The following is a 20,544-nucleotide window of genomic DNA, read 5'->3' as shown; positions in this document are numbered from 1 at the left end:
CGGCACTTGAGAATGAGCAATGGATAATTGATAATTGATAATTGATAATTGGCGGAAAGTTGTTGTTTCCGCATTCATTGTCAATTATCCATTTGCAACCGCACAGCCAAACTCTACCGGGCAGCGCACCGTGTGGCCGGCCTTGTTCTGAAAAAGCAGGTATCCGCTGCAGACACCGAAAAGCAGCAGATCTCGGGTGATCTCGACATCCTTGCGGCAATAGTCGATTATCTTGTCAAAGCGGCCCTCCTTATACCACTGCAGGGCCAGCAACCCGCTGCCGCTTTTTTTGATGCCCAGGGTTTTTTCCGCCAGACGCTCCAGACTGAGCCGGTAACCGAGCCTGTTTTTCACCTCTTCAAGGATGTCCAGGGAGGGAAGCCGAGCAAGGTCAAAGTCCGTGTAGGCAGACAGGACGCGGTAGTCAAAACGTTTGTTGTTAAATCCCACCACCAGATCAAGCCCGCGCAAATGCGCGATCAGCTCAGCCATCTGCTCCTCGCGGTAGACAAAAAAATCACCCTTTTCTCCGTCATAAACCACGGCCACGCTGACCCCCATCTTCTCCGCCCGGTGCCAGCCCCCCACTTCGTCGGCCGAACGCTTGGTCTCCACATCAAAAACCCCGTATCGCCTGGGCAGCTCACGCCTGATCCCGGTCGATGCCGGCACGACCATCTTCCTGTTTTTCTCCTTTTGATCCACGAAAGCAGCGGCATGTCCTGCGACAACCGATTCTTCCAGCAGGCCGTCCAGCACCGCAAGAGCTGCCGCCTTGTCAATCGGCCTGTTGCCGGAACCGCATTTCGGTGAATGAACACAGCTCGGGCATCCGGCCTGGCAGGAACAATCGATGATTGTCTTACGGCTCACCTGCAGCAGCTCCCTGATGCGTTGAAAAACCTGGCGGGCCAGTCCCACCCCGCCGGCATACCCATCATAGATGAATATTGCCGAAACCTGCAGCTGGGGGTGAAAGGGGTAGGAAATACCGCCCACGTCATTACGGTCGCACAGCACCAGCAGAGGAAAAACCCCGATGGCGGCGTGCTCCACGGCGTGAATGCCGCCCATGAAGTGCATCTCCCGCTTTTCCAGCTTGTGCTGCAGTGAAAGCGGCACCTCGAACCACAGGCCTTCCGTTTCAAAAACCTGGGGAGGCAAATCAAGATATTCAGTGCCGATGGTCTTCTGGCCCCGGAGCAGTTTCCGCTGGAAACCGGTGACCTGATCGGTGACTCGCAGGAAACCAAGGGATGCCCTGATATTGCCCAGTTGCACATTCTCATGCACATCGAGAATTTCCGTTTCCTTGGTTGACATCGCCCGGGTGAAATAGTTGAGCCGTGCCTGCCGAACCAGAATCAGGCGGGCGTCAAGATCAAGGCGCTCAACCAGCCAGGTGACACCCATGTGAAGATATACGGCGCCGGGATGACACTCCTTGAAGCAACGATGCTCATCGATTTCGCCGATCAGTTCATGATCACTGCTTCTTCTGATGGTGTAATTCTTGCCGCTGCCGCGCAGATCAACCTCACGCTGGGGATATTTGCGGTTGGTGAACCAGGTATCACCCGCGGCGTTTAACAGAAGCTCCCCTGATCCGGTAAGATCCTCCGCCTCCCGCAGACACTGGGCCACGGCAAGAAGCGGCTCATTTCTGCTCAAAGGAACCTCGGCGGCGGCACAGACGAGATGACGCCGCATAATGACCTGATTAAAGGGATTCAACACCGCATCCTCCACCGGACGCTCGAAAAAATCCCGGGGATGGCGCATGAAATACTGATCCAGGGCATCCTCCTGGGCAAGGAGAAGAACGAGGGAATCACGCTGCCGTCGACCTACCCGGCCACCCCGTTGCCAGGTCGACATGATGGAGCCGGGATAGCCGACCAGAATGCAGATATCAAGATTTCCTATGTCAATGCCGAGCTCAAGGGCGCTGGTGGAAACAACGCCCAGCAACTCACCGTCGGCCAGCCGCGCCTCGATTTCCCGCCTATCCTCCGGCAGGAACCCGGCCCGATAGGCGGCAAGCTTTTGCCGCAACGGCCCGAGGCGTGACTGGGTCCAGCCGGCGACCAGCTCGGTCATTTTACGTGACTGGGTATAAACGATGGCCCTTAATCCACGCTTCAGCGCTGCCTCGAGCATCTGGCTTGCCGTCGAGGCAGCCCCTTCCAAGGGATCAAACAGAATAAAATGCTGATTGCCTCTGGGCGCTCCGGTCGTGCCGATCAACTCCACCGGACGGCCCAGCAGATCATTGCCGAGCGTTTCCGGGTTGCCCACGGTGGCGGAAAAAAGCAGAAACCGTGGATCCGCGCCATGCAACCGGCAGATACGCTGCAGCCGTCTGATCACCCAGGCCACATGGCTGCCGAAAACACCGCGGTAGGTGTGCGCTTCATCCAGCACCACGAAACGCAGATTTTTCCAAAAGGACGACCAGCTGCCGTGGTAAGGGAGCATGGAGAGATGCAGCATGTCCGGGTTGGAGATCAGGATATTGGGGGGATTCTCCCGCATCCTGCCGCGCCGGTAAACGGAGGTGTCGCCGTCATACACCGCGGCGCTCATCGGTTTTTCCAGCTGCATCGACCTGATCAGCTCCTGAACGGAGCGCAGTTGATCCTGGGCCAGCGCCTTCAGGGGAAAGAGATAAAGGGCGGTGGTTGCGGCATTTTCCAGAATTTTTTCACAGACCGGCAGGTTGAATATCAGACTCTTGCCGCTGGCAGTGGGTGTCGCGACAAGAATATCCCTGCCCTGCCTGATCTTCTCCATGGCCTGGACCTGATGGCTGTAAAGAGCCTCGATCCCCAGCTCGATAAGGGCTTTGCGCAGCGGCGCGGCAAAAGCAGGTGCCAGAACGGAGTGAGATGCCGCACTGGCGGCAATGCGCTCATGGTGCACCACCTGTGGGCCGAAACGGGGAGAGGCCTTGAGGGATGTTATATATTCGTCTACTGTTCCGGATCGGTTGTGCATGATCGCATTTTATTTTCGCAGTTGGTTAGCCCAGAGGAGCCGGAAGACAGAAGCCAGAAGAAAAAAATGCAGTTATTCCGGCTCCTGACTCCTGACTCCTGTCTTCTCAAAAAAAATACCCTGCCGGCAAAGTGCATTTCGTATTTCCCATTGAAAGGATGCGGGAAAAAGGATAAATGGAAAGTTTTATGATCCGATTTTTTTTGTTCAATGCGAGCCGACAAAACGACACCTCTCCCATGAAAAGAAAAAGTACCATAGCAATTATCGGCCCCCGCGGTTCCCATGCCTGGCTGGCGGCCCGTTCATTTTCTCCTGACAGTGAAATCGCCGGCTACTCCCATGTTAATCCGGCGGTTGAAGACTTCACAACGAAAAAGACCGATTTTCTGCTGCTGCCCGTCTACAACAGCAGAATCGGCGGTATCGTCCGCTCTTTTCAGATCATGGAAAAGCTGACCGACAGCTACTGGGTCGACAACATTGTTCTGCCCATCCATCTTTCCCTCGGCTCGTTGAACAGCGAACAGGAGCTGAAAGTATTGCTCGGCACCAAAATGGTTCTGCGCCAGTGCGAAGACCATTTTGCCAGAGTCTACCCGGACATCTCCCTGCTCAGCGTGACAGACCTGGAAAAGGCCATCGCCGAAATCAAAGAGAAAAACATCACCGACCGGGGGGTCATTGAGGCGGAAAAACTGCTTCTCGACCAGGGGCTTGTCATCAGGGAACGGGAAATCGTCTCCCACAACAAAACCCGTTTCGCCTTGCTGGGCCACAAACCAGCGGCCCGTACCGGCTATGATGCCACCTCGCTCATCACCGTTCCCCTGAAAGACAGGGTCGGCATGCTCTATGACACCTTAGGCGAATTCACCCGACGCGGCATCAATATTCTCGATATGCGGGCGGAATCCGACGCCCGCACCCAGAAACTGCAGATTTACATCGAAGCGGAGGGGCACCGGGACGACACCCCGGTTGCCGCCGCCCTGGAAAGCATTGAAAAGCAGGTCATCCAGGAAAGCGACTCCATCAAGATTCTTGGCAGCTATCCCCGGGTCGACATGCGAGTGAAGCGCATCAAAACCTTCGGCTTCATCGGTACCGGCGACATGAGCAAATGGTTTGCCGACAAGCTGGAGCATGAAGGTTACAAAACACTGCTCACCGGCCGCTCGACCCCGCTGCAGCCGGAACAGATGATTGTTGACGCGGATGTGGTCCTGATCTGTGTGCCGATAAGCAACACTCCGGAAACAATAGAAAAATACGGCCCATTCCTGCGAGACGGCCAGGCGCTTATCCTGCTGGCCGGCGAGGCGGAAAAGACGTTGAACACAGCCCTGGCCCATACCAGCCAAGGGGTTGAACTGATGCTGGTTCATAACCTGTGGGGACCCGCCGCCGCAACCATGAAGGACAAGAACGCCTCGGTGGTGCGCACCTCCCGCAGCGGCGCCTTGTGCAGCGAATTTGAGGCCTTTTTATATAAACACGGGGCCGCCATCTGCCATGACACACCGAACAGCCATGACCTCTTGATGGGGGTCGGACAGAAGCTGCCCACCACCATCTCGGTGGCTCTGGCCAGGGCGCTTGCGGACAACAGCATCAACACCGCCGACATCGCCGCCCATTCAACCCTCACCTCGCTGTATGGCATCCTTTCCATGGCCAGGGTGCATAACCAGAACCCCCGAACCTACGCGGAAATCATGTCCACCAGCGGTGACGGCAGAAAAATCGTCAAAAGTTTTGCCGAAAACATCCTCACGCTGATTGAAATGTCGGAAAAAAAACAAATCAAAGAGCTCTGCGATTTCATCGAGCAAAACAAAAAATACCTTACGGAAGAATTCCTCCGCTCCTCCATGAAACAGTCGTTGGCGGTGGATGACACCTTGGGCAAGATGATCAAATCATGAAAAATCTGGTCTGATCGCCCCACCTGTCTGACCTGCCCAAGCAGTCAAACCAGCAAGACCGATTAGACCAGTCGGACAAATAAGACAAACAATGAATACGCTGCTGCAACTATCCGCCCCGCCCCTGCTGGGGGCATTCATCGGCTACATGACCAATTATGTGGCCATCAAAATGCTTTTTCGCCCCCTGCGCCCCTGGAAAATAGCCGGTATCCGGGTGCCGATGACCCCCGGCGTCATTCCGTCGAAAAGGCATCAGCTGGCCCGCAACATAGGCGAGATGGTGGGCGAACATCTGCTGACCAGCCAGGACGTGAGCCGGGCCATCGCCGGCGACCGTTTCCAGCAGAAACTGCATGAACTTATCGCCGACCGGGTGACCTCGCTGCTGCAAAAGGATCTGGGGCCGATCACGACCGTCATTCCGGAACGATTCCAATCCTATTTTCAGGCAAGCGTCAAGATCATCCGGCTGCGGTTCATCTCCCACATGCATGCCTACCTTGACAGCCCGGACTTCGCCCGCACCATTGACAAGGCGGTCAACAACCAGCTGGCAGGGATCCTTGAAAAAAAATTCAGCGACCTCTTTCCCAGGGAAAACCAGGACCACTTTTACCTGTTTCTGGAAAAAACGGTGCAGGACATCCTGGCCGGTCAGGATGTCAAGGACTGGATCGCTTGCCAGGTGAAGGACAAAATCGATTCCACCCTGCACGAAAACCGCTCGCTGAACGATATCGTCCCCCCGGAAATTACCCACTTATTCCTTGACCAGCTGGAACAGGAAGCTCCCGGTCTGCTGGAAAAGGTCGCTGCCATGCTGCAGGAGCCGGCCATGCAGGCAAAAATCGCTGAAACCATCAGCCGGGCCATCGGCAGTTTCACCAGCTCCCTCGGACCTCTCGCCGCCATGATGGCAAGCTTCATCAAGCCTGAAACCATCCGCAACAAGGTCGGGGAATATCTTGAGGAAAAGGGAGCAGAAATCGGCACGTGGCTGGCAGATGAATCCATTCGGGAAGAAACGGCCAGGATGCTGCGGGACAAGGCCGATGAATTTCTGACCAAACCTCTTTCCACCCTGCTTTCCGACATTGACAGAGTGAAAATTGATCAAATTTCCCATGAATTCAGCGGCAGGATCAGCGACCTCGTTGCCCGCCCGGCCACGGCGACTTCAGTGACCAATCTTCTGCGCCAGGCCTTTTTCTCCCAGTCTGAACGACCGGTGGCAACAATCATCGAAGACATCTTCGGTCCTGACGCGGTTGACCATGGCGGCAAATGGACGTCAGCCGAAGTTATCAAACTCTTCCGATCAAGCAAGATCAAACAGCTTCTCAACGACCTCGTGATCGAGCTGGTGGAAAAGAAACTGCTGGCCAAACCCATCGGCCGACCGGCCGACCTCCTCCCCAAGGACGTGCAGCTCTCTTTTGCCGAATATATCCAGCAACAGGTGGGCGATATTCTCGTGCGGGAGGTACCCGGCCTGGTCGACTCCCTCAACATCAAGAAAATCGTGGCCAGGAAAGTGGACTCCCTTGACCTGCTGCGCCTTGAGGCGCTGCTGATGAGTATCATGCAGGAACAGTTCAAATACATTAACCTTTTCGGCGGCCTGCTCGGCTTCCTGATCGGCCTGCTCAACCTGCTTCTGCTGCAGATCTAAAACGCCGATTCCCTCCTTGACTTCGTAAAAAATCCTCCTGTAAGATAAAATCCAGACATCGATTGCGGATCGAAACTGAAATTTTCCCTTTTCCCTGTTCTTAAATTTTACCCAAAGGACTTGCATGACCATCATTCAACGCTTGACCCTCTCGACCATTGGACTCACGGCAATCATACTCGGCATGTTTGCGGCAACCTGGGTGGTCACCGGCCAGCAAAAAGATGACGGCCTCCTTGTCAATCTGGCCGGCCGCCAGAGAATGCTGAGCCAGAAAATGAGCAAGGAGATTCTTGATCTGCACAGCAAGTCACTGGCTGGCGGCGGTTCAGACACAGCAGGAGTCGCAAATACCATCAAAGTTTTCGACCTCACCTTGACGGCCCTTGTGGACGGCGGCAAGGCCCCCCTGGGCACCAATCTGTCCCAGACCGAATACAGGGAGTGCCCTCCGGCCCAGGGAATAATACGACAACAACTGGACAAAGTACAACAGCTCTGGAAAGCTTTTGCCGTTCGGCTCCAGGAGGAAATCACCGCACCCGACAAATCCGGAAAAAATATCGACTGGATTCTTGCCAACAATCTGCCGCTGCTTGTCGAAATGGACAAGGCGGTCGTTATGATGCAGGATCAGTCGGAACAACGAGTGCGAACATTGCTCCTCCTGCAGATCCTGGGCATCGCCTCAGCCATCCTCTTCCTTGTTTTCACGGGGCTCACCCTGAATCTGTTCCGAGACAGGATGAGCAAAATAAATAAAGTAATCGGCGCACTTGAAAAAATGAACGTTTCCGTCCAATCAGGCATCAGCGGCAATGATGAACTGAGCGCAACCGGCAAGGTGCTGGACGCCACAATCCGTTCTTTCCGCCTCACCATGGGCCGCACCCGTCAGGACAGCCGGATTGTCGAGTATGCAACGGCCGGCACGGTGGCAACTTCCTCCGAGATGATGAAAGACACGGATATCTTGAAGCTTCAGGCCAAAGATGTGGCCGTCACAACCGACCAGGCCGCCACACGCCTTGCGGAAGTCTCCTCGGTGATTGATTCCCTTGCCCACGAAACAACAACAATTTCGACCAATGCGGCGGTAATGTCCGACAATGTCAACAGTGTGGCCGCGGCAATCGAGGAAATGACCAGCTCCATCCAGGAGGTTTCCCAGCATTGCGCCAAGGCTTCGGAAATTGCCCGCCTCGCCATGGACCAGAGTGAACAGTCCGGTGACAAGATAACGGAACTTGACCAGGCGGCCGGCAAGATCGGCAAAGTTGTCGACGTGATCACCGAGATCACCGAACAGATTAAACTGCTCGCCTTGAACGCAACCATCGAAGCGGCCAGGGCGGGTGAAGCGGGCAAAGGATTTGCCGTGGTCGCCAACGAAGTGAAAGAACTGGCCCGCCAGACTGCGGAGGCAACCGTTCATATTATAAAAAGCGTGAAAGACGTGCAGTCCCACACCTCCTCAGTGGTCACCGCCATCCGCGGAATCTCGGACATGAACAAAAATGTCAACGAAATCAACTACTCCATCGCGGCAGCGGTGGAAGAGCAGTCGGCCACGGTAAACGAAATCGCCCAGACCGTGGCCGACACCGCCTCCGCCGCCGGCAATGTCTCAACCACGGTTCAGGGGCTTGCAGGCTCAATCAATGAAAAAATCGCCCCGATGCTCCGTGAAACATCAAACAATTTGCAACGTGTTGCCGTTGACACCAGACATATAAGCGAAGGGGCGGGAAAAACATCGGATCAGGCGGCGGAAGTCCATGCCGACTCTGAGAACCTGAAAATACTGGCAACCGATCTGCAGGAACAGACCAGTCAATTCGACATCGGCGCCGAGGCCTTTGACATCGGTCAGGTCAAGGCCGCGCATCTGGCCTGGAAAACCAGGCTTGAAGGGGTTCTTCATCGGGGCGCCTCCCTCAACCCGGTGGATGTGCCGGATCACCAGGGCTGCGCCTTCGGCAAATGGCTTTCCGCCGAGGGCAGCTCGCTGAAAGCTTCCCCTGTTTTCGCTGCGGTGGAAAAAAGCCACCAGGAGGTGCATGCCCTTGCAATGAAAATCGCAACCTTGACCCACCAGGGAAAAAAAGACGAAGCCGGCCAGTTGATGGCGCAATTCGAAAAATCACGCATTGCCCTCTTTACCGGTTTGGACCGGCTCTACTGGGGAGAGGAGAAATAAAAAGTCCTTGTCGAGCCATCCGCTTCTGTTTTTTTTGAGAAACAGCGAGGCCCGAAAAAAATTTACCGGCAAGCACAAAAGTTTTTATTTTTTTTATGGAACCTTTTCCATATGGCGGCCTCTTATAATATAAAAGAACAGGCAAATAAGCTGTTACCTCTTCTTTTCTCCTTTCTTCATTTTTCTCTCAGGTTCCCGGTAACGGGGAAAAAAGCCGGTGCTCCTCCCAGCACCGGCTTTTTTTTTTCAAACACATCAACGCATCCTCTCGCCATCCGACCGGCCACACACGACAAATCCGCTCCCTTACAAGGAGCTTTCCATTTCCCGGAACGTACAGTATACTTTAGATATGCCGACAATGAATTCCAGCCGACCCAATGGCAGGATTTTTGCTTATACAGAGTATGCCCGACAATAGTATGCATGCGGCTCTTACATGAAAGAGAGGATCGGCATAGCATCCCGGTTTCTTTGACAAAAGACCAACCACCGGGATCGCCGCAGGAAAAATTGGAGGAAAACCAAGTATGAGAATAAATTCCGGCATTATTTTTTTTATCATGCTGCTCGTAGTATTTCCCGGAATATGCGCCGCGGCGTCTGTCCCTCCTCCCGGCGCCCTTACCATTCCTGTTGCCGATGCCGACGGATCCTACATTATAAAATGGACATCATCCCCCCGTGCCGGCTCCAAATACATCCTTGAGGAGGCAACAAACCCAACCTTCAGCGCAAACAAACGCATCATTTACTCAGGAACCGCTTTACGGAAAAAAATTACCGGCAACAAAAAAAACAGGACCTATTATTATCGGGTGCGGGCTGCAAAGTCCGGCTTCACTCCCAGCCGCTGGGTTACCGGCAATTACGGCTGTGCCGTGCCGGGTTCGGCAAAGGCGGCTGCTCCCGGCAACGTCACCATCCCCGCTACCGATGCGGACGGGACCTACTACGTAAAGTGGGTGCCATCCCGCACCGCGCGCGTTACCTACATCCTGGAAGAAGCAACGAACAACAAATTTACCAACGCGACCATTGTCTATTCAGGCACCGCCCGACAAAAGAAAATTACAAATCGGCAAAAAGATACGACCTATTATTACCGGCTGCGAGCGGTCAAGGCCGGACTCAAAGACAGCACCTGGCGCAAAGGCAAGAACGGCTGCCTTATCAAAGAGCCTTTTATCTATCGACTGCCTGACTCCGGCCAGAAAAAATCCTATTCCAGCAAGTTCGGCGATGACGGCAGTTACTCCATCAATCCCCTTTCCTACACCGACAACAGCGATGGCACCGTTACGGACAACAACACCGGCCTCATGTGGCAGCAGAACGATGATGACGCATTACACAACTGGTACGAAGCGGCCGGTGTCCTTGACGAAAATCATAACCCGGATTTATCCGGTGTCTGCAAGGAACTGGCAACCGGGGGCTACACGGACTGGCGCCTGCCAACCCGCAAAGAACTGATAAGTATCATTGATTATGGCCGACAGGCTCCGGCCATCGACAGTACAACTTTCCCGGGCACGAAGCCGTCCAACTACTGGACATCTTCATCCAATGCAGAGAATCCCGACTCGGCAATGAGCGTTTACTTCGGCAATGGATACATTTACAACAACCTGAAGTCAAACAGCTATTATGTCCGGTGTGTTCGCGATGACCTGTAAGCTGTTTTCCCACCTCGCGCCTCCCGGCAACCCGGCATCAGGGGTGGATATTGTCCCGGCAGAAAAACGGAACGTATCGTGAAAAAAACAAGAGGAAGACATCTTATGCAAAATATGATAAAAAAATGTGGAATTTCCGCTACCGGCACATGGGGTATTTCCGCAATACTTGCATTTTCCTGCCTGTTGCTGCTTACCTCTCCCTGCCGGGCTGCAAACTTTACAGTCAACGGCAACGGCACTGTTACCGACAACCTGACCCGCCTGATGTGGCAACAGGAGGATGACGAGGTACTGCGCAACTGGGACGCCGCCATCGACTACTGCGAAACCCTGGCCCTGGCCGGTTACGAAGACTGGCGCCTGCCGAACATCAGGGAGCTGCAGTCCATCACCGATGACAGCCGTTATGATCCAGCCATCGACAGCGTGGCCTTCCCCGGCACCGACTCGACCTTGTATCGCTCCTCGTCCACCAGCGCCTCCATGGCCGAAAATTCGTGGAGCGTCAATTTCAGCAATGGTAACGTCAGCTCCAACTTCAAGACAAACAATTACTTTGTTCGCTGCGTTCGCGGCGGGAAATAAGTCAGCTGTGCGGGCTTTTGTGCGCCTCGCCGCCTGCCGGCTTTTTTTATTCATCTGTTGACTCATTTTTTCCGGAACATTTTTACTCCAAGAGAATCTTACTAATAAAAGGCAACTAAAAGACACATTAAATAGATACCTTTTTCACTCTTCTTCTTTTTCTCTCCTTTGTTGTTGAAAAAACCGGCGTCCCCCAGCGCCGGTTTTTTTATGCCCGCCGCAACAGATCCATTTTTTTATTTTCCCGTTTTTCTCCCAAGACTCTTTTAACTGTCTTATCAATGAAAATCGTGTATAATATGTAGTTTTTCGACATCGGCTTTCCAGCTATTTAAAATAACCATTCACAAACATAGGAGGAAAATCCATGAAACTTATCCTGCTCGGCGCGCCAGGCGCCGGTAAAGGCACTGTGGCAAAAATGCTGACCAAAATCGACGGCTCCGTCCAGATCTCCACCGGCGACATTCTGCGCGGTGCGGTCCAGGCGGGCACCGAACTCGGCAAGGAGGCGGAAGGCTACATGAAACGCGGCGATCTCGTGCCCGACTCCCTGATCATGGGCATCATGGAAAAAAGACTGCAGGAGCCCGACTGCCGGAAAGGCTTTCTGCTTGACGGCTTCCCCCGCACCATTCCCCAGGCCGAGGCATTGAAAGGACTGCTCAACAAACTCTCCATCAAACTGGACAAGGTGGTTGCCATTGACGTGCCCCGCAACGTCATCTTTGATCGCCTCTGCACCCGTCGCACCTGTGAAAATGCCGCATGCCAGGCCATCTACAACGTCAAAAGCAATCCTCCCAAGAAAGAAGGGATCTGCGACAAATGCGGCGCCGCGGTCATTCAGCGGGCTGACGAAACCCAGGAAGCCATTGCCCACCGCCTTGACACCTACAACGAAAAAACCGCGCCCCTGGCAGGTTTTTATGAAAAAGAAGGCCTGCTCACAACCATTACCGGCACCTCCAGCGATGTGGTGGTGGACGGCATCAAGAAAGTGCTGGGCATCTGATGTCTGACCAGGTTTTGACCATTATCGGGGGAGGACTGGCCGGTTGCGAAGCAGCCTGGCAGGCGGCAAAACGCGGCTGCAGGGTCATGCTCTACGACATGAAGCCCCAGCGCTTCAGTCCGGCCCACTCCTCTCCGGATCTTGCAGAACTTGTCTGCAGCAACTCCTTCCGCTCCAATGATCCTTTTTCCGCGGTGGGTTTGCTGAAAGAGGAAATGCGCGGCTTCGACTCCCTGGTCATGGCAGCTGCCGCCGAGACCAGGGTGCCGGCCGGCAGAGCCCTGGCCGTTGATCGCGCCCGCTTTGCGTCCTTTATTACCGAAAAATTGGCTTCGCAACCGGCAATTGCCGTTTGCCGCGAGGAAATCACCGAATTGCCGCCCGCCTCCACCACCGGCAATCTGACCATCCTTGCCACCGGCCCCCTCACTTCGGACTCCCTGGCCCGCTCTCTGCAAGAAATTACCGGCAACCATCTTTCTTTTTATGATGCCATTGCCCCGATCGTCGTTGCCGACTCCCTTGACCGAACCGTCATTTATCAGGCATCACGCTACGATGAGGGTCCGGGCGACTATCTCAACTGTCCCTTTGACAAGGACCAGTACCGAACATTTATTGCCGCCCTGGCCGAGGCGGACAAGGTTGAACTGAAACCCTTTGAGGAAAAAAAATATTTTGAAGGATGTCTCCCCATTGAGGTGATGCTCGAACGGGGCGATGACACCCTGCGTTTCGGCCCCATGAAGCCGGTGGGTCTGCCTGATCCGCGTACCGGCCGTGATCCGTACGCGGTGGTGCAGCTGAGAAAAGAGAATCTCGAGGCCTCCCATTACAACATGGTCGGCTTTCAAACCAAACTCACCTACCCGGAGCAGAAAAGGGTCTTCCGCTTGATTCCCGGCATGGAAAACGCCGAATTTGAACGACTGGGCAGTATCCATCGCAACACCTTTGTCTGCGCCCCCGAGGTGCTTGCGCCTTCCCTGCAGCTGAAAAAACGGCACGACATCCTGCTGGCCGGACAGATAACCGGGGTTGAAGGCTATGTGGAATCAACTGCCATGGGTCTGCTGGCCGGCATCAATGCAGCTCGGCTCCTGAGCGGCAAAGAACCGCTTCAGCCCCCGGCCGACACGGCCCTGGGCGCCCTGATCCATCACCTCACGGAAACAGATTCACGCCATTTCCAGCCATCCAACATCAACTTCGGCCTCTTCCCCGAGCTGCCCACGGAGGGAAAACGCAAGGTTGCAAAAAAAATGCGAGGCCGACTGCGGGCGGAACGCGCCCTGCAAAGCCTGCAAAGCTGGCGGGAAAATCTCCATGAAGGATGAACCAGGCCTGGAAAAACTGCTGCGGGATACCCGCAGACTGCTCAACTTTCACCGCCACTGCGGCCTTGATTATCCTCTCTCCGAGGGAATAAAAGGCTTTCTCACCCCAGACCCGCCGATCACCTTCCCCTCTCAAGCAAAGCCAAAACGCCGGAAACAGCAAACAGTCGTTGTCCCGCAATCATCGCCACCCACAGTCACCGTCGAAGAGCTGAAACGGGAATTAGCCGGCTGTCATCAATGCCCGCCTGCCGCGGCAGGCGGGCCGGTGTTTTTCGGTGAAGGCAGGGAAACCGCGCCCCCTCTCTGCATTGTCAACGGACCCCGGACTCATGACGAAACAGACAGTCATCAGGCGATCAGCGGCGACGCCAGGGAACTGCTGATCAAAATGCTGGGGGCAATCAATCTCAGCCTCAACGACGTCTTTTTGACCAACATTATCAAATGCACACCAGGTGAACGACAGGCAACCAGCGAACAGGCCTCCGCCTGCCTGCCCCTGCTGTGGCGCCAGATTGAATTGATCAAACCGAGGCTCATCTGCACCCTGGGGGACCTTGCCGGCCAGGCGATCCTCAAGACCAGCGCCCCGCTCCTCACCCTGCGCGGAAAATTCCATATGGTAAACGGCATCCTCCTGATGCCGATCTTTCATCCTTCACTGCTGCTGAAGAACCCGGAACTGAAAAAGGGGACATGGCATGACCTGCAGATGATCCAGAAAAAACTGTCAGCATTGGCTGAAAAGGGGTAAGCATCGCCATAATCCTCCCCTCCTTCGGCGGCATGCACGTCGCCACCCTGACCGTTTTTGCGGCGTCGATCCTTTACGGCCGACGGGAAGAATGCAACCTGGGCAAGAAACGTGGCGTTAACCTGAAAGCAGTCCGCTCTGCCGGATGCCGTCAAAGATGAACTGCACCGCCAGGGCGCAGAGGAGAACGCCGAAAACCCGGCTGACCACTCGCATGCCGGTGACGCCAAGCAGCCGCATGAGCTTTGTTGCGCCGAGAAGGGAAAGATAGGTGACCAGCAGAATCGTCAGCAGGGAAAGCAGGACGATTCCCTGGAGGATAATGTCACCCCGGACATTGGCCATCAGCAGAATCGAGGCGCCGATGGCGCCGGGCCCGGCAATCAGCGGGGTGGCAAGGGGAAAGACGGAAATATCATTTTTACCCTCCGCCTCGTGGGTTTCCTCGGTTGTTGCCGTGGTGGCCCCGGACGAACGGGCAAAAACCATTTCAATGCCGATCAGCAGCAGCAGGATGCCGCCGGATGTTCGCAGCGCTGCCAGGGAAATGCCGAAACCGGCCAGCAGCTCGTCCCCCAGCAGGGCAAAAACAACGAGAATGACGGAGGCAATCAAGGTGCCCCGGAGGGCCATGGCCTGCCTTTCATACTGCGCGACATTCCCTGTCAGGACGGCAAACATGGCGGCAACATCAATAGGGCCGATTGTCGCAAAAAATGTCGCCAGCGCAACAACCGCGGTTTCGATCATATTTCCCGGACCGATGCGTGAGGCTGCTGATTCCGCAAAGCCGGCAACCTATTGCTGCCCGTGAAAGGCAAGGGCAAACAGCTTTTTCGCCTCTTCCGCTTCCGGCTGTCTTTTCAGCCATTCCAGACAAAGCAACCTTGCCTTGTCCAATTCCCCCAAGACCAGGTACAGCTCGCCCAGCCGGAACAGGTATTCGGGATGGTCAGGTACCAGTTGCAGACATTTTTCATACTGAACGGCGCTTTCCGCAAGATTGCCTTTTTTCTGCAGCATTTCGGCAAATTGCGCGAAGACAAAGGCTGTTTCCGGCAAGGGATCGACCGTTTTTTGCAGATACAGGGCGGCATCCGTCACCCTGTTTTTTTTCAGGAAGGCCTTGCCGATCTTGATCAAATTGAGGTCTGTCGGTTCGGAAGCCAATATTTGGTTGAAGATCTGCTGGGCATTCTCCTCCATCTCCATATCCAGATAAAATTTACCCAAATCAATGGCAAGATCGATATTGAGAGGATTCTCCTTATGGGCCTTGAGAAGCAGGGTGAAGGCATCACCATGCGACCCGTCAAGCCGGCAGACCTTGCTGAGGAGATGTGTTCCCTTGCTGCTTGATGGTTGTTTTCCGAGATACATCTCCAGAAACTGCCGGGAACGATCGGGCTGCTGCAGGTGAAAATAGGCCTCGCTGAGCACAAAAAGCGCGTCACTGTTGTTCATATCCCGGGCCAGCACCTCCTTGGAAATGGTGATTGCCTTGTCATAATTTTTCGCCAGCACCAACCTCCGCGCCTTTCGGACCATCTGTTGATGCAGAGACGCATTCTTTCTGCGCGCCACGATGCCGTGAATGGCCTTCAGCAGATCATCGCCCGTATAGGGAGTGGCCAGATAACCGTCAACCATTTCGTCAACCGCATAAAGCACCACCTCCTTATTGCGGCTGTCCGAGGTCATCAGCACGGGCAGATCGGACAAACCGGGAGTGCGGCGGATAAGCCGCAGAAGCTCCAGGCCGTTCATGGCGGGCAAGTTCATTTCGGTGATGACAAAATGGACTTGCCCGCGCTTGAGCACATTTCTCGCCTCCACACCGGAATGAACGGTGCAAATATCGGTATGTCCCGCCTGCTGCAAAACGGCGACGTCACGGTCAAGGGTTTCCTGATTCACTCCGACAAGGAGAAAATCTATTCCCTCACTCTGGGGCTGATTGTCGTTCATGGGGTCTCGCTGTTTTTTTTGTTGCCTTCGCTACCAAACCCGCCAGGAGAAACGTTCCTCCATTTATTGTATACAGAAGCAAAGACAATATGTCAAAATTGCTGGAAGGTTCGGCAATAATTCGCTATCGTTATGATAATTATCGGCAATGAACCAGCCACTCTTTACGCAGAAGAAGACAAAGGAGAAAAACCATGAGCAAAACCAAAAAAAACCTTCAGGAAGCTTTTGCCGGCGAATCCCAGGCCAACAGAAAATATCTGGCCTTTGCCGAAAAAGCAGACAAGGAAGGGCACAGCCAGGCGGCAAAACTTTTTCGGGCCGCAGCCGCGGCCGAAACGATTCATGCCCATGCCCATCTCCGGGCGATGAAAGGCATCGGCTCCACCGAGGAAAATCTGCAAACGGCGATTGACGGAGAAACTCATGAATTCAAAAACATGTACCCGGCAATGATCAAAGAGGCCGAGGAAGAGGGCAATAAAGCCGCACTCCGCTCCTTTCAGTATGCCAATGAAGTGGAAAAAGAGCATGCCGCCTTGTACCGCAAGGCCTTGGAAAATCTGCAGGCCGCAGGTGAGGCATACGACTACTACATCTGCAAGGTATGCGGTCATACCCACGAAAAAGAGGCGCCGGAGAAATGCCCGGTCTGCGGGGCAAATGCCAACGCATTTTTCAAAAGCGAGTAAGAGGCGCGGAAGCGAGGGCTGCGATGCCCTCGCCATCCTCTTTCGCTTCCTTGTCTTTTTCAGGATCAGGCAGGAGAATCCGGATGGTTGTTCCCTGCCCCGGCATACTCTTTACCGTCAAGGCGCCGTCGTGGGCCTTGACAATACCCACCACCACGGCAAGGCCCAAGCCCCGACCGGTCAGTTTTGTGCTGAAAAACGGATCAAATATCCGGGTGATGGTTTCCTGCTTCATGCCGCAGCCGCTGTCGGAGATCTCACAGTAAACATATTGTCCTCGGCCGAGATTCCTCTCGCGAAAGGGTGTCGGCAGACCAACCATTTCCTCCCGGGAACGCCCGGTAGCAATTGTTATGAGTCCGGGTGATGCGCCGATCGCCTCTTCCGCATTGACCAGCAGATTAAGCAGCACCTGTCGCATCTGCCCTGGATCAAAGGCGCAGATTGCCGGATCATCGTCAAGCTGCAGCCGCATGGCGATACGGGTGCCGGAGTTGATGTCCAGCGTTGCCGCAGTCTCCCTTGCCAGCAGAGAAAGGTCACCCATTCGCTTGTCCGGCTGATGACGCCCCACGTAAGTCAGCATGGACGAAGAAATACTGCCGGCCCGCTGAGCCGCTTTCAGGGCCTGACCCACCATTTTTCTTTCCTTGGAGGAAACCGGCAACTGCCGCTCGGTGAGCTCCAAATTGGCCTGGAACCGCCATCATGATGTTATTAAAGTGATGGGCAACCGCGCCTGCCATGACGTTTAAACTTTTATAGCGTTGCATCTGTTCCAGCTGTTGCGTGAGAAGAAGCTTTTCGCGCTCCTCCTCCCTGCTTCTGGTGATGTCTTCTATGATCCAGATAACCCCCCGGGTGACGTCATCCTTGACCACGGAACGCCCCTTGACCCGGCACAGCATTTTCGTGCCGTCTTTCCGGCAGAACAGCTGTTCCGTTTCATACATTCCGCCTTCCATGATAATGGGGTAGGCCAGCTCGCCGAAGGCATCAAATTGTTCCTGACAGGTAAAGATATTCCGCGATGACCGGCCTATCATTTCTTCAGGCAGGTAACCGCTTAAACGTGCCAGCTCGGGATTTACCCGCCTGATAACTCGGCGCGTGTCGGTATAGATGATTGCCACCGGCGAATTATCCAGCAGCGCCTCAATTTCCTTCCTGCTGGCATCAAGCCGGCGGTTAATTTCCTCGGCCTGTTCCCGCACTTTCACTTCAAGCGTTTCCCGGGCAAGGACAAGCTCTCTTTCGACTTTTTTACGCCGGTTGATGTTCCGGAAAAGCGCGACAACAACCAGTGTCAGACCGGCCAGGCAAACCACAACCGTCCAGGCCGGCGCACGGTGATCCGCATAAAAGGAAAACGGCGTTTTCGCCTCGACACTGACCGGCCGGAAAACCAGGAACAGGAACAGCAGACGAAGATAAAAAAGACGGCAGGGCATGGATGCGGCGCAATTTGCAATCATGATGCCCACCTAACGCAGCGTTTCACGCAGCTTTCGCATCAGGGTGGAGGGCATGACCGGCTTGGACAGAAAATTTCGTTCACTGTCGACCAGGCCGCTGCTGTCGGCCTTGACGTCAAGGTAGCCTGACATGAACAACAGCTTGATATCCGGTCGTTTTTCCAAAAGCTTGGCGGCAAGACTACTGCCATCCATTCCGGGCATGATGATGTCGGTGAGCAGCAGATCAATATGCCCGGGATAACTGTCCGCCACTCGCAAAGCCTCCTCGCCGCAGGCGGCGCCGAGCAGGGTGTAGCCGAAAGGCTCCAGGCTGTCCACGACAATCTGCCTGATAATCGATTCGTCGTCCACCACCAGGATGGTCTCATTGCCGTATCTGGGACTTTCGCCATCCTTTTCATGCTCCAGTTGAACAGCGGTTTCCCCCGTGGCCGGGAAATAGAGCTTGAAGGTTGTTCCCTTGTCCGGTTCGCTGTACACGTCGATAAACCCCTTGTGCTGCTTGACGATACTGTAAACCGTTGCCAGGCCGAGACCGGTTCCCTTGCCGGACTGCTTGGTGGTAAAAAAGGGCTCAAAGATGTGCTCCCGGACCTCGCGATCCATGCCATGGCCATTGTCGGATACCGCCAGCATGACATAAGGGCCGGGTGCCATATCCACCTGGGATCTGGCATACTGCTTGTCCACCATGACATTCCCGGTGCGGATCGTCATTCGTCCGCCCGAGGGCATGGCATCCCTGGCATTGACGGCGAGATTCATGATCACCTGCTCAATCTGACCGGGATCAGCCTTGATAATACTTACCTCGTCGGCAGGCTGCAGATCAAGAACGACATCCTCGCCGATCATGCGCAGCAGCATTTTATAAAGGGAAATAACGGTTTCACTGATATTGACGCTGCGGATATCAAGCTGCTTTCTTCGGCTGAAGGCAAGAAGCTGACGGATTAGGGCGGCGGCCTTTTCTCCGGAGCGCCTGATCACCTCCACATCATCCCGCCAGCCGGGATCATCGGCCTTGCGCAGCAGGGCCAGTTCGCTGTAGCCCAGGATGGAGCTCAAAATATTGTTGAAATCATGGGCGACCCCGCTGGAAAGCCGGCCGATGGCCTCCATCTTCTGCGCCTGCAGGAACTGCATTTCCAGCTTCTTGAACTCCGTTATGTCCTTGGCGAAATGCACAATACGCTGCAGTTCTCCGGACGCATTGACAACCGGCGAGGCGGAAACGAGAAAGGTTTTACCGAGGGCGTCATGGACAATTTCGGCGGTATAGGACGTGAACCCCGCCAATGTCTCGGGAACCGGACAGCCGGGGCAGCAATCATTGATGCCGCGGAAAAGTTCATGACATTTTTTGCCGATTGCCGCTTCCGGCCGGAGGCCGAAAATTTCGAAAGTCGCCTTATTGGCCCGGGTAATGCGCATATCAGTGTCCTGGAGGGTGACGATGTCGCCGATGGCGTCAAAGGTCCTTTCCCACTCTTCCTTGGCGATACGCACCTCTTTTTCCGAATTTTTGAGCTTCTCCATGTTGTTTTTCATGGTTGCGGCCAGTCCCTTCATGAACCTGGCCAGATCGCCTAGTACTAAGTAACTTTTATATTTTCGGATACAGATGTTGGAGCTTTATACGAGCATCCGATGTTTTGAACTGCCAAACAATTTTCTTCGCGCTATTGTTTCTCGCTTTTTCCCAGGCAGCAACATGGGCCTGCATGACCGCCATTTCTGGTATCCGGCGATCAAGACACTGTCCCTTGAGAACACTGAGTTCGATTTCCGCCATGTTGAGCCAGCTTCCGTGCTTGGGTGTGTAATGAATTTCGAGTCTTTCCGCCAACCGCCTCGCCTCTTGGGGTTCGAAGGCTTCATAGAGTGAGGCGATATTATGCGTGTTCAAATTGTCCATAACCAGACGAACCTTGCAAGCATGAGGATAACGCTCATCCAGCATTTGCTTGATCTGTGCCGCCCAATCTTTACGGGTTCGCCGTTCCGTGACCGCTACATGGCGCCGACCGGTCAGCGGTTCAACTTCCATAAATATTTCTGCCACGCCATTTCTGACGTATTCATCGTCGATGCACCGCGTTTGGCCTGGTTTTCCTGGTATTGGCTCTCGAACTTCACCAATCAGCTGTTTGGAAGATTCGTCCATACAAACCACTGGATACTCAGGATCATATGGGAAATGGTACACTTCCAAAACATCTTCCATCGC

17 protein-coding genes are annotated in these 20,544 nt (G+C 54.5%); 10 read left to right on the top strand and 7 right to left on the bottom strand.

What is annotated here, in order from left to right; genetic code table 11:
* Positions 1–84: 84 nt before the first annotated feature.
* Complete coding sequence (locus BM485_06235) at positions 85–2,997, bottom strand: DEAD/DEAH box helicase (GenBank protein ID OKY75928.1); 2,913 nt, start codon at positions 2,995–2,997, stop codon at positions 85–87.
* Between BM485_06235 and BM485_06230 the strand changes: the two genes are divergently transcribed.
* The 9 genes from BM485_06230 to BM485_06190 all read left to right on the top strand — a co-directional run bounded on the left by BM485_06230 (position 2,992) and on the right by BM485_06190 (position 14,176).
* Positions 2,992–3,189 carry a hypothetical protein gene (locus tag BM485_06230; protein OKY75927.1) on the top strand — a complete coding sequence of 66 codons (198 nt, stop codon included), beginning with the start codon at positions 2,992–2,994 and terminating at the stop codon, positions 3,187–3,189. The genes BM485_06235 and BM485_06230 overlap by 6 nt on opposite strands.
* A gap of 47 nt (positions 3,190–3,236) precedes the next feature.
* On the top strand, positions 3,237–4,925 hold the full coding sequence (locus tag BM485_06225; protein ID OKY76005.1) for a prephenate dehydratase: 1,689 nt from the start codon (positions 3,237–3,239) through the stop codon (positions 4,923–4,925).
* A gap of 91 nt (positions 4,926–5,016) precedes the next feature.
* The gene (locus tag BM485_06220) at positions 5,017–6,600 is read left to right on the top strand and encodes a hypothetical protein (GenBank protein ID OKY75926.1); all 1,584 of its coding nucleotides are present in this window, start codon (positions 5,017–5,019) and stop codon (positions 6,598–6,600) included.
* Between the two features lie 124 nt (positions 6,601–6,724).
* Complete coding sequence (locus BM485_06215) at positions 6,725–8,800, top strand: hypothetical protein (protein ID OKY75925.1); 2,076 nt, start codon at positions 6,725–6,727, stop codon at positions 8,798–8,800.
* A gap of 530 nt (positions 8,801–9,330) precedes the next feature.
* Positions 9,331–10,479 carry a hypothetical protein gene (locus BM485_06210; protein ID OKY75924.1) on the top strand — a complete coding sequence of 383 codons (1,149 nt, stop codon included), beginning with the start codon at positions 9,331–9,333 and terminating at the stop codon, positions 10,477–10,479.
* A gap of 105 nt (positions 10,480–10,584) precedes the next feature.
* Positions 10,585–11,067, top strand: a complete 483-nt coding sequence (locus tag BM485_06205; GenBank protein OKY75923.1) for a hypothetical protein — start codon at positions 10,585–10,587, stop codon at positions 11,065–11,067.
* A gap of 367 nt (positions 11,068–11,434) precedes the next feature.
* Positions 11,435–12,082 (top strand): adenylate kinase, encoded by a 648-nt coding sequence (locus BM485_06200; protein ID OKY75922.1) that lies wholly within the window; start codon positions 11,435–11,437, stop codon positions 12,080–12,082.
* Positions 12,082–13,419 carry a methylenetetrahydrofolate--tRNA-(uracil(54)-C(5))-methyltransferase (FADH(2)-oxidizing) TrmFO gene (locus BM485_06195; protein OKY75921.1) on the top strand — a complete coding sequence of 446 codons (1,338 nt, stop codon included), beginning with the start codon at positions 12,082–12,084 and terminating at the stop codon, positions 13,417–13,419. Before BM485_06200 ends, BM485_06195 begins: the two co-directional genes overlap by 1 nt.
* Positions 13,409–14,176 carry a hypothetical protein gene (locus tag BM485_06190; GenBank protein ID OKY75920.1) on the top strand — a complete coding sequence of 256 codons (768 nt, stop codon included), beginning with the start codon at positions 13,409–13,411 and terminating at the stop codon, positions 14,174–14,176. The genes BM485_06195 and BM485_06190 overlap by 11 nt, the downstream gene beginning before the upstream one ends.
* Before the next feature lie 117 nt (positions 14,177–14,293).
* On the opposite strand, the gene BM485_06185 is transcribed toward BM485_06190, so the two are convergent.
* Both BM485_06185 and BM485_06180 read right to left on the bottom strand, forming a co-directional pair.
* Positions 14,294–14,926 carry an antibiotic resistance protein MarC gene (locus BM485_06185; GenBank protein OKY75919.1) on the bottom strand — a complete coding sequence of 211 codons (633 nt, stop codon included), beginning with the start codon at positions 14,924–14,926 and terminating at the stop codon, positions 14,294–14,296.
* Positions 14,927–14,974: 48 nt separating this feature from the next.
* Positions 14,975–16,144 (bottom strand): hypothetical protein, encoded by a 1,170-nt coding sequence (locus tag BM485_06180; GenBank protein OKY75918.1) that lies wholly within the window; start codon positions 16,142–16,144, stop codon positions 14,975–14,977.
* Between the two features lie 194 nt (positions 16,145–16,338).
* Here BM485_06180 and BM485_06175 point away from each other — a divergent pair, with 194 nt between their 5' ends.
* Positions 16,339–16,836 (top strand): rubrerythrin, encoded by a 498-nt coding sequence (locus tag BM485_06175; protein ID OKY75917.1) that lies wholly within the window; start codon positions 16,339–16,341, stop codon positions 16,834–16,836.
* Here BM485_06175 and BM485_06170 read toward each other — a convergent pair.
* Genes BM485_06170 through BM485_06155 form a run of 4 tightly spaced genes read right to left on the bottom strand, consistent with a single transcriptional unit; the run spans position 16,823 to position 20,541 of the window.
* Positions 16,823–17,383: a hypothetical protein gene (locus tag BM485_06170; protein ID OKY75916.1), complete on the bottom strand. Its 561-nt coding sequence runs from the start codon at positions 17,381–17,383 to the stop codon at positions 16,823–16,825. The genes BM485_06175 and BM485_06170 overlap by 14 nt on opposite strands.
* Positions 17,376–18,320 carry a hypothetical protein gene (locus BM485_06165; protein OKY75915.1) on the bottom strand — a complete coding sequence of 315 codons (945 nt, stop codon included), beginning with the start codon at positions 18,318–18,320 and terminating at the stop codon, positions 17,376–17,378. The genes BM485_06170 and BM485_06165 overlap by 8 nt, the downstream gene beginning before the upstream one ends.
* The gene (locus BM485_06160) at positions 18,321–19,886 is read right to left on the bottom strand and encodes a hypothetical protein (protein OKY75914.1); all 1,566 of its coding nucleotides are present in this window, start codon (positions 19,884–19,886) and stop codon (positions 18,321–18,323) included.
* A 34-nt stretch (positions 19,887–19,920) separates the two neighbouring features.
* The gene (locus BM485_06155; protein ID OKY75913.1) at positions 19,921–20,541 is read right to left on the bottom strand and encodes an IS630 family transposase; all 621 of its coding nucleotides are present in this window, start codon (positions 20,539–20,541) and stop codon (positions 19,921–19,923) included.
* Between the last annotated feature and the right edge of the window lie 3 nt (positions 20,542–20,544).

It is taken from the genome of Desulfobulbaceae bacterium DB1, from assembly GCA_001914235.1.
Taxonomy (GTDB): domain Bacteria; phylum Desulfobacterota; class Desulfobulbia; order Desulfobulbales; family SURF-16; genus DB1.
This window is presented reverse-complemented; position numbering and strand designations above follow the sequence as displayed.

Bases quoted from the DNA above. Each gene is read 5' to 3' on its own strand.
- BM485_06235 (OKY75928.1), bottom strand. From the start codon at position 2,997: ATGCACAACCGATCCGGAACAGTAGACGAATATATAACATCCCTCAAG.
- BM485_06225 (OKY76005.1), top strand. From the start codon at position 3,237: ATGAAAAGAAAAAGTACCATAGCAATTATCGGCCCCCGCGGTTCCCAT.
- BM485_06220 (OKY75926.1), top strand. From the start codon at position 5,017: ATGAATACGCTGCTGCAACTATCCGCCCCGCCCCTGCTGGGGGCATTC.
- BM485_06215 (OKY75925.1), top strand. From the start codon at position 6,725: ATGACCATCATTCAACGCTTGACCCTCTCGACCATTGGACTCACGGCA.
- BM485_06210 (OKY75924.1), top strand. From the start codon at position 9,331: ATGAGAATAAATTCCGGCATTATTTTTTTTATCATGCTGCTCGTAGTA.
- BM485_06205 (OKY75923.1), top strand. From the start codon at position 10,585: ATGCAAAATATGATAAAAAAATGTGGAATTTCCGCTACCGGCACATGG.
- BM485_06200 (OKY75922.1), top strand. From the start codon at position 11,435: ATGAAACTTATCCTGCTCGGCGCGCCAGGCGCCGGTAAAGGCACTGTG.
- BM485_06195 (OKY75921.1), top strand. From the start codon at position 12,082: ATGTCTGACCAGGTTTTGACCATTATCGGGGGAGGACTGGCCGGTTGC.
- BM485_06190 (OKY75920.1), top strand. From the start codon at position 13,409: ATGAAGGATGAACCAGGCCTGGAAAAACTGCTGCGGGATACCCGCAGA.
- BM485_06185 (OKY75919.1), bottom strand. From the start codon at position 14,926: ATGATCGAAACCGCGGTTGTTGCGCTGGCGACATTTTTTGCGACAATC.
- BM485_06180 (OKY75918.1), bottom strand. From the start codon at position 16,144: ATGAACGACAATCAGCCCCAGAGTGAGGGAATAGATTTTCTCCTTGTC.
- BM485_06175 (OKY75917.1), top strand. From the start codon at position 16,339: ATGAGCAAAACCAAAAAAAACCTTCAGGAAGCTTTTGCCGGCGAATCC.
- BM485_06170 (OKY75916.1), bottom strand. From the start codon at position 17,383: ATGGGTGACCTTTCTCTGCTGGCAAGGGAGACTGCGGCAACGCTGGAC.
- BM485_06160 (OKY75914.1), bottom strand. From the start codon at position 19,886: ATGAAGGGACTGGCCGCAACCATGAAAAACAACATGGAGAAGCTCAAA.
- BM485_06155 (OKY75913.1), bottom strand. From the start codon at position 20,541: ATGGAAGATGTTTTGGAAGTGTACCATTTCCCATATGATCCTGAGTAT.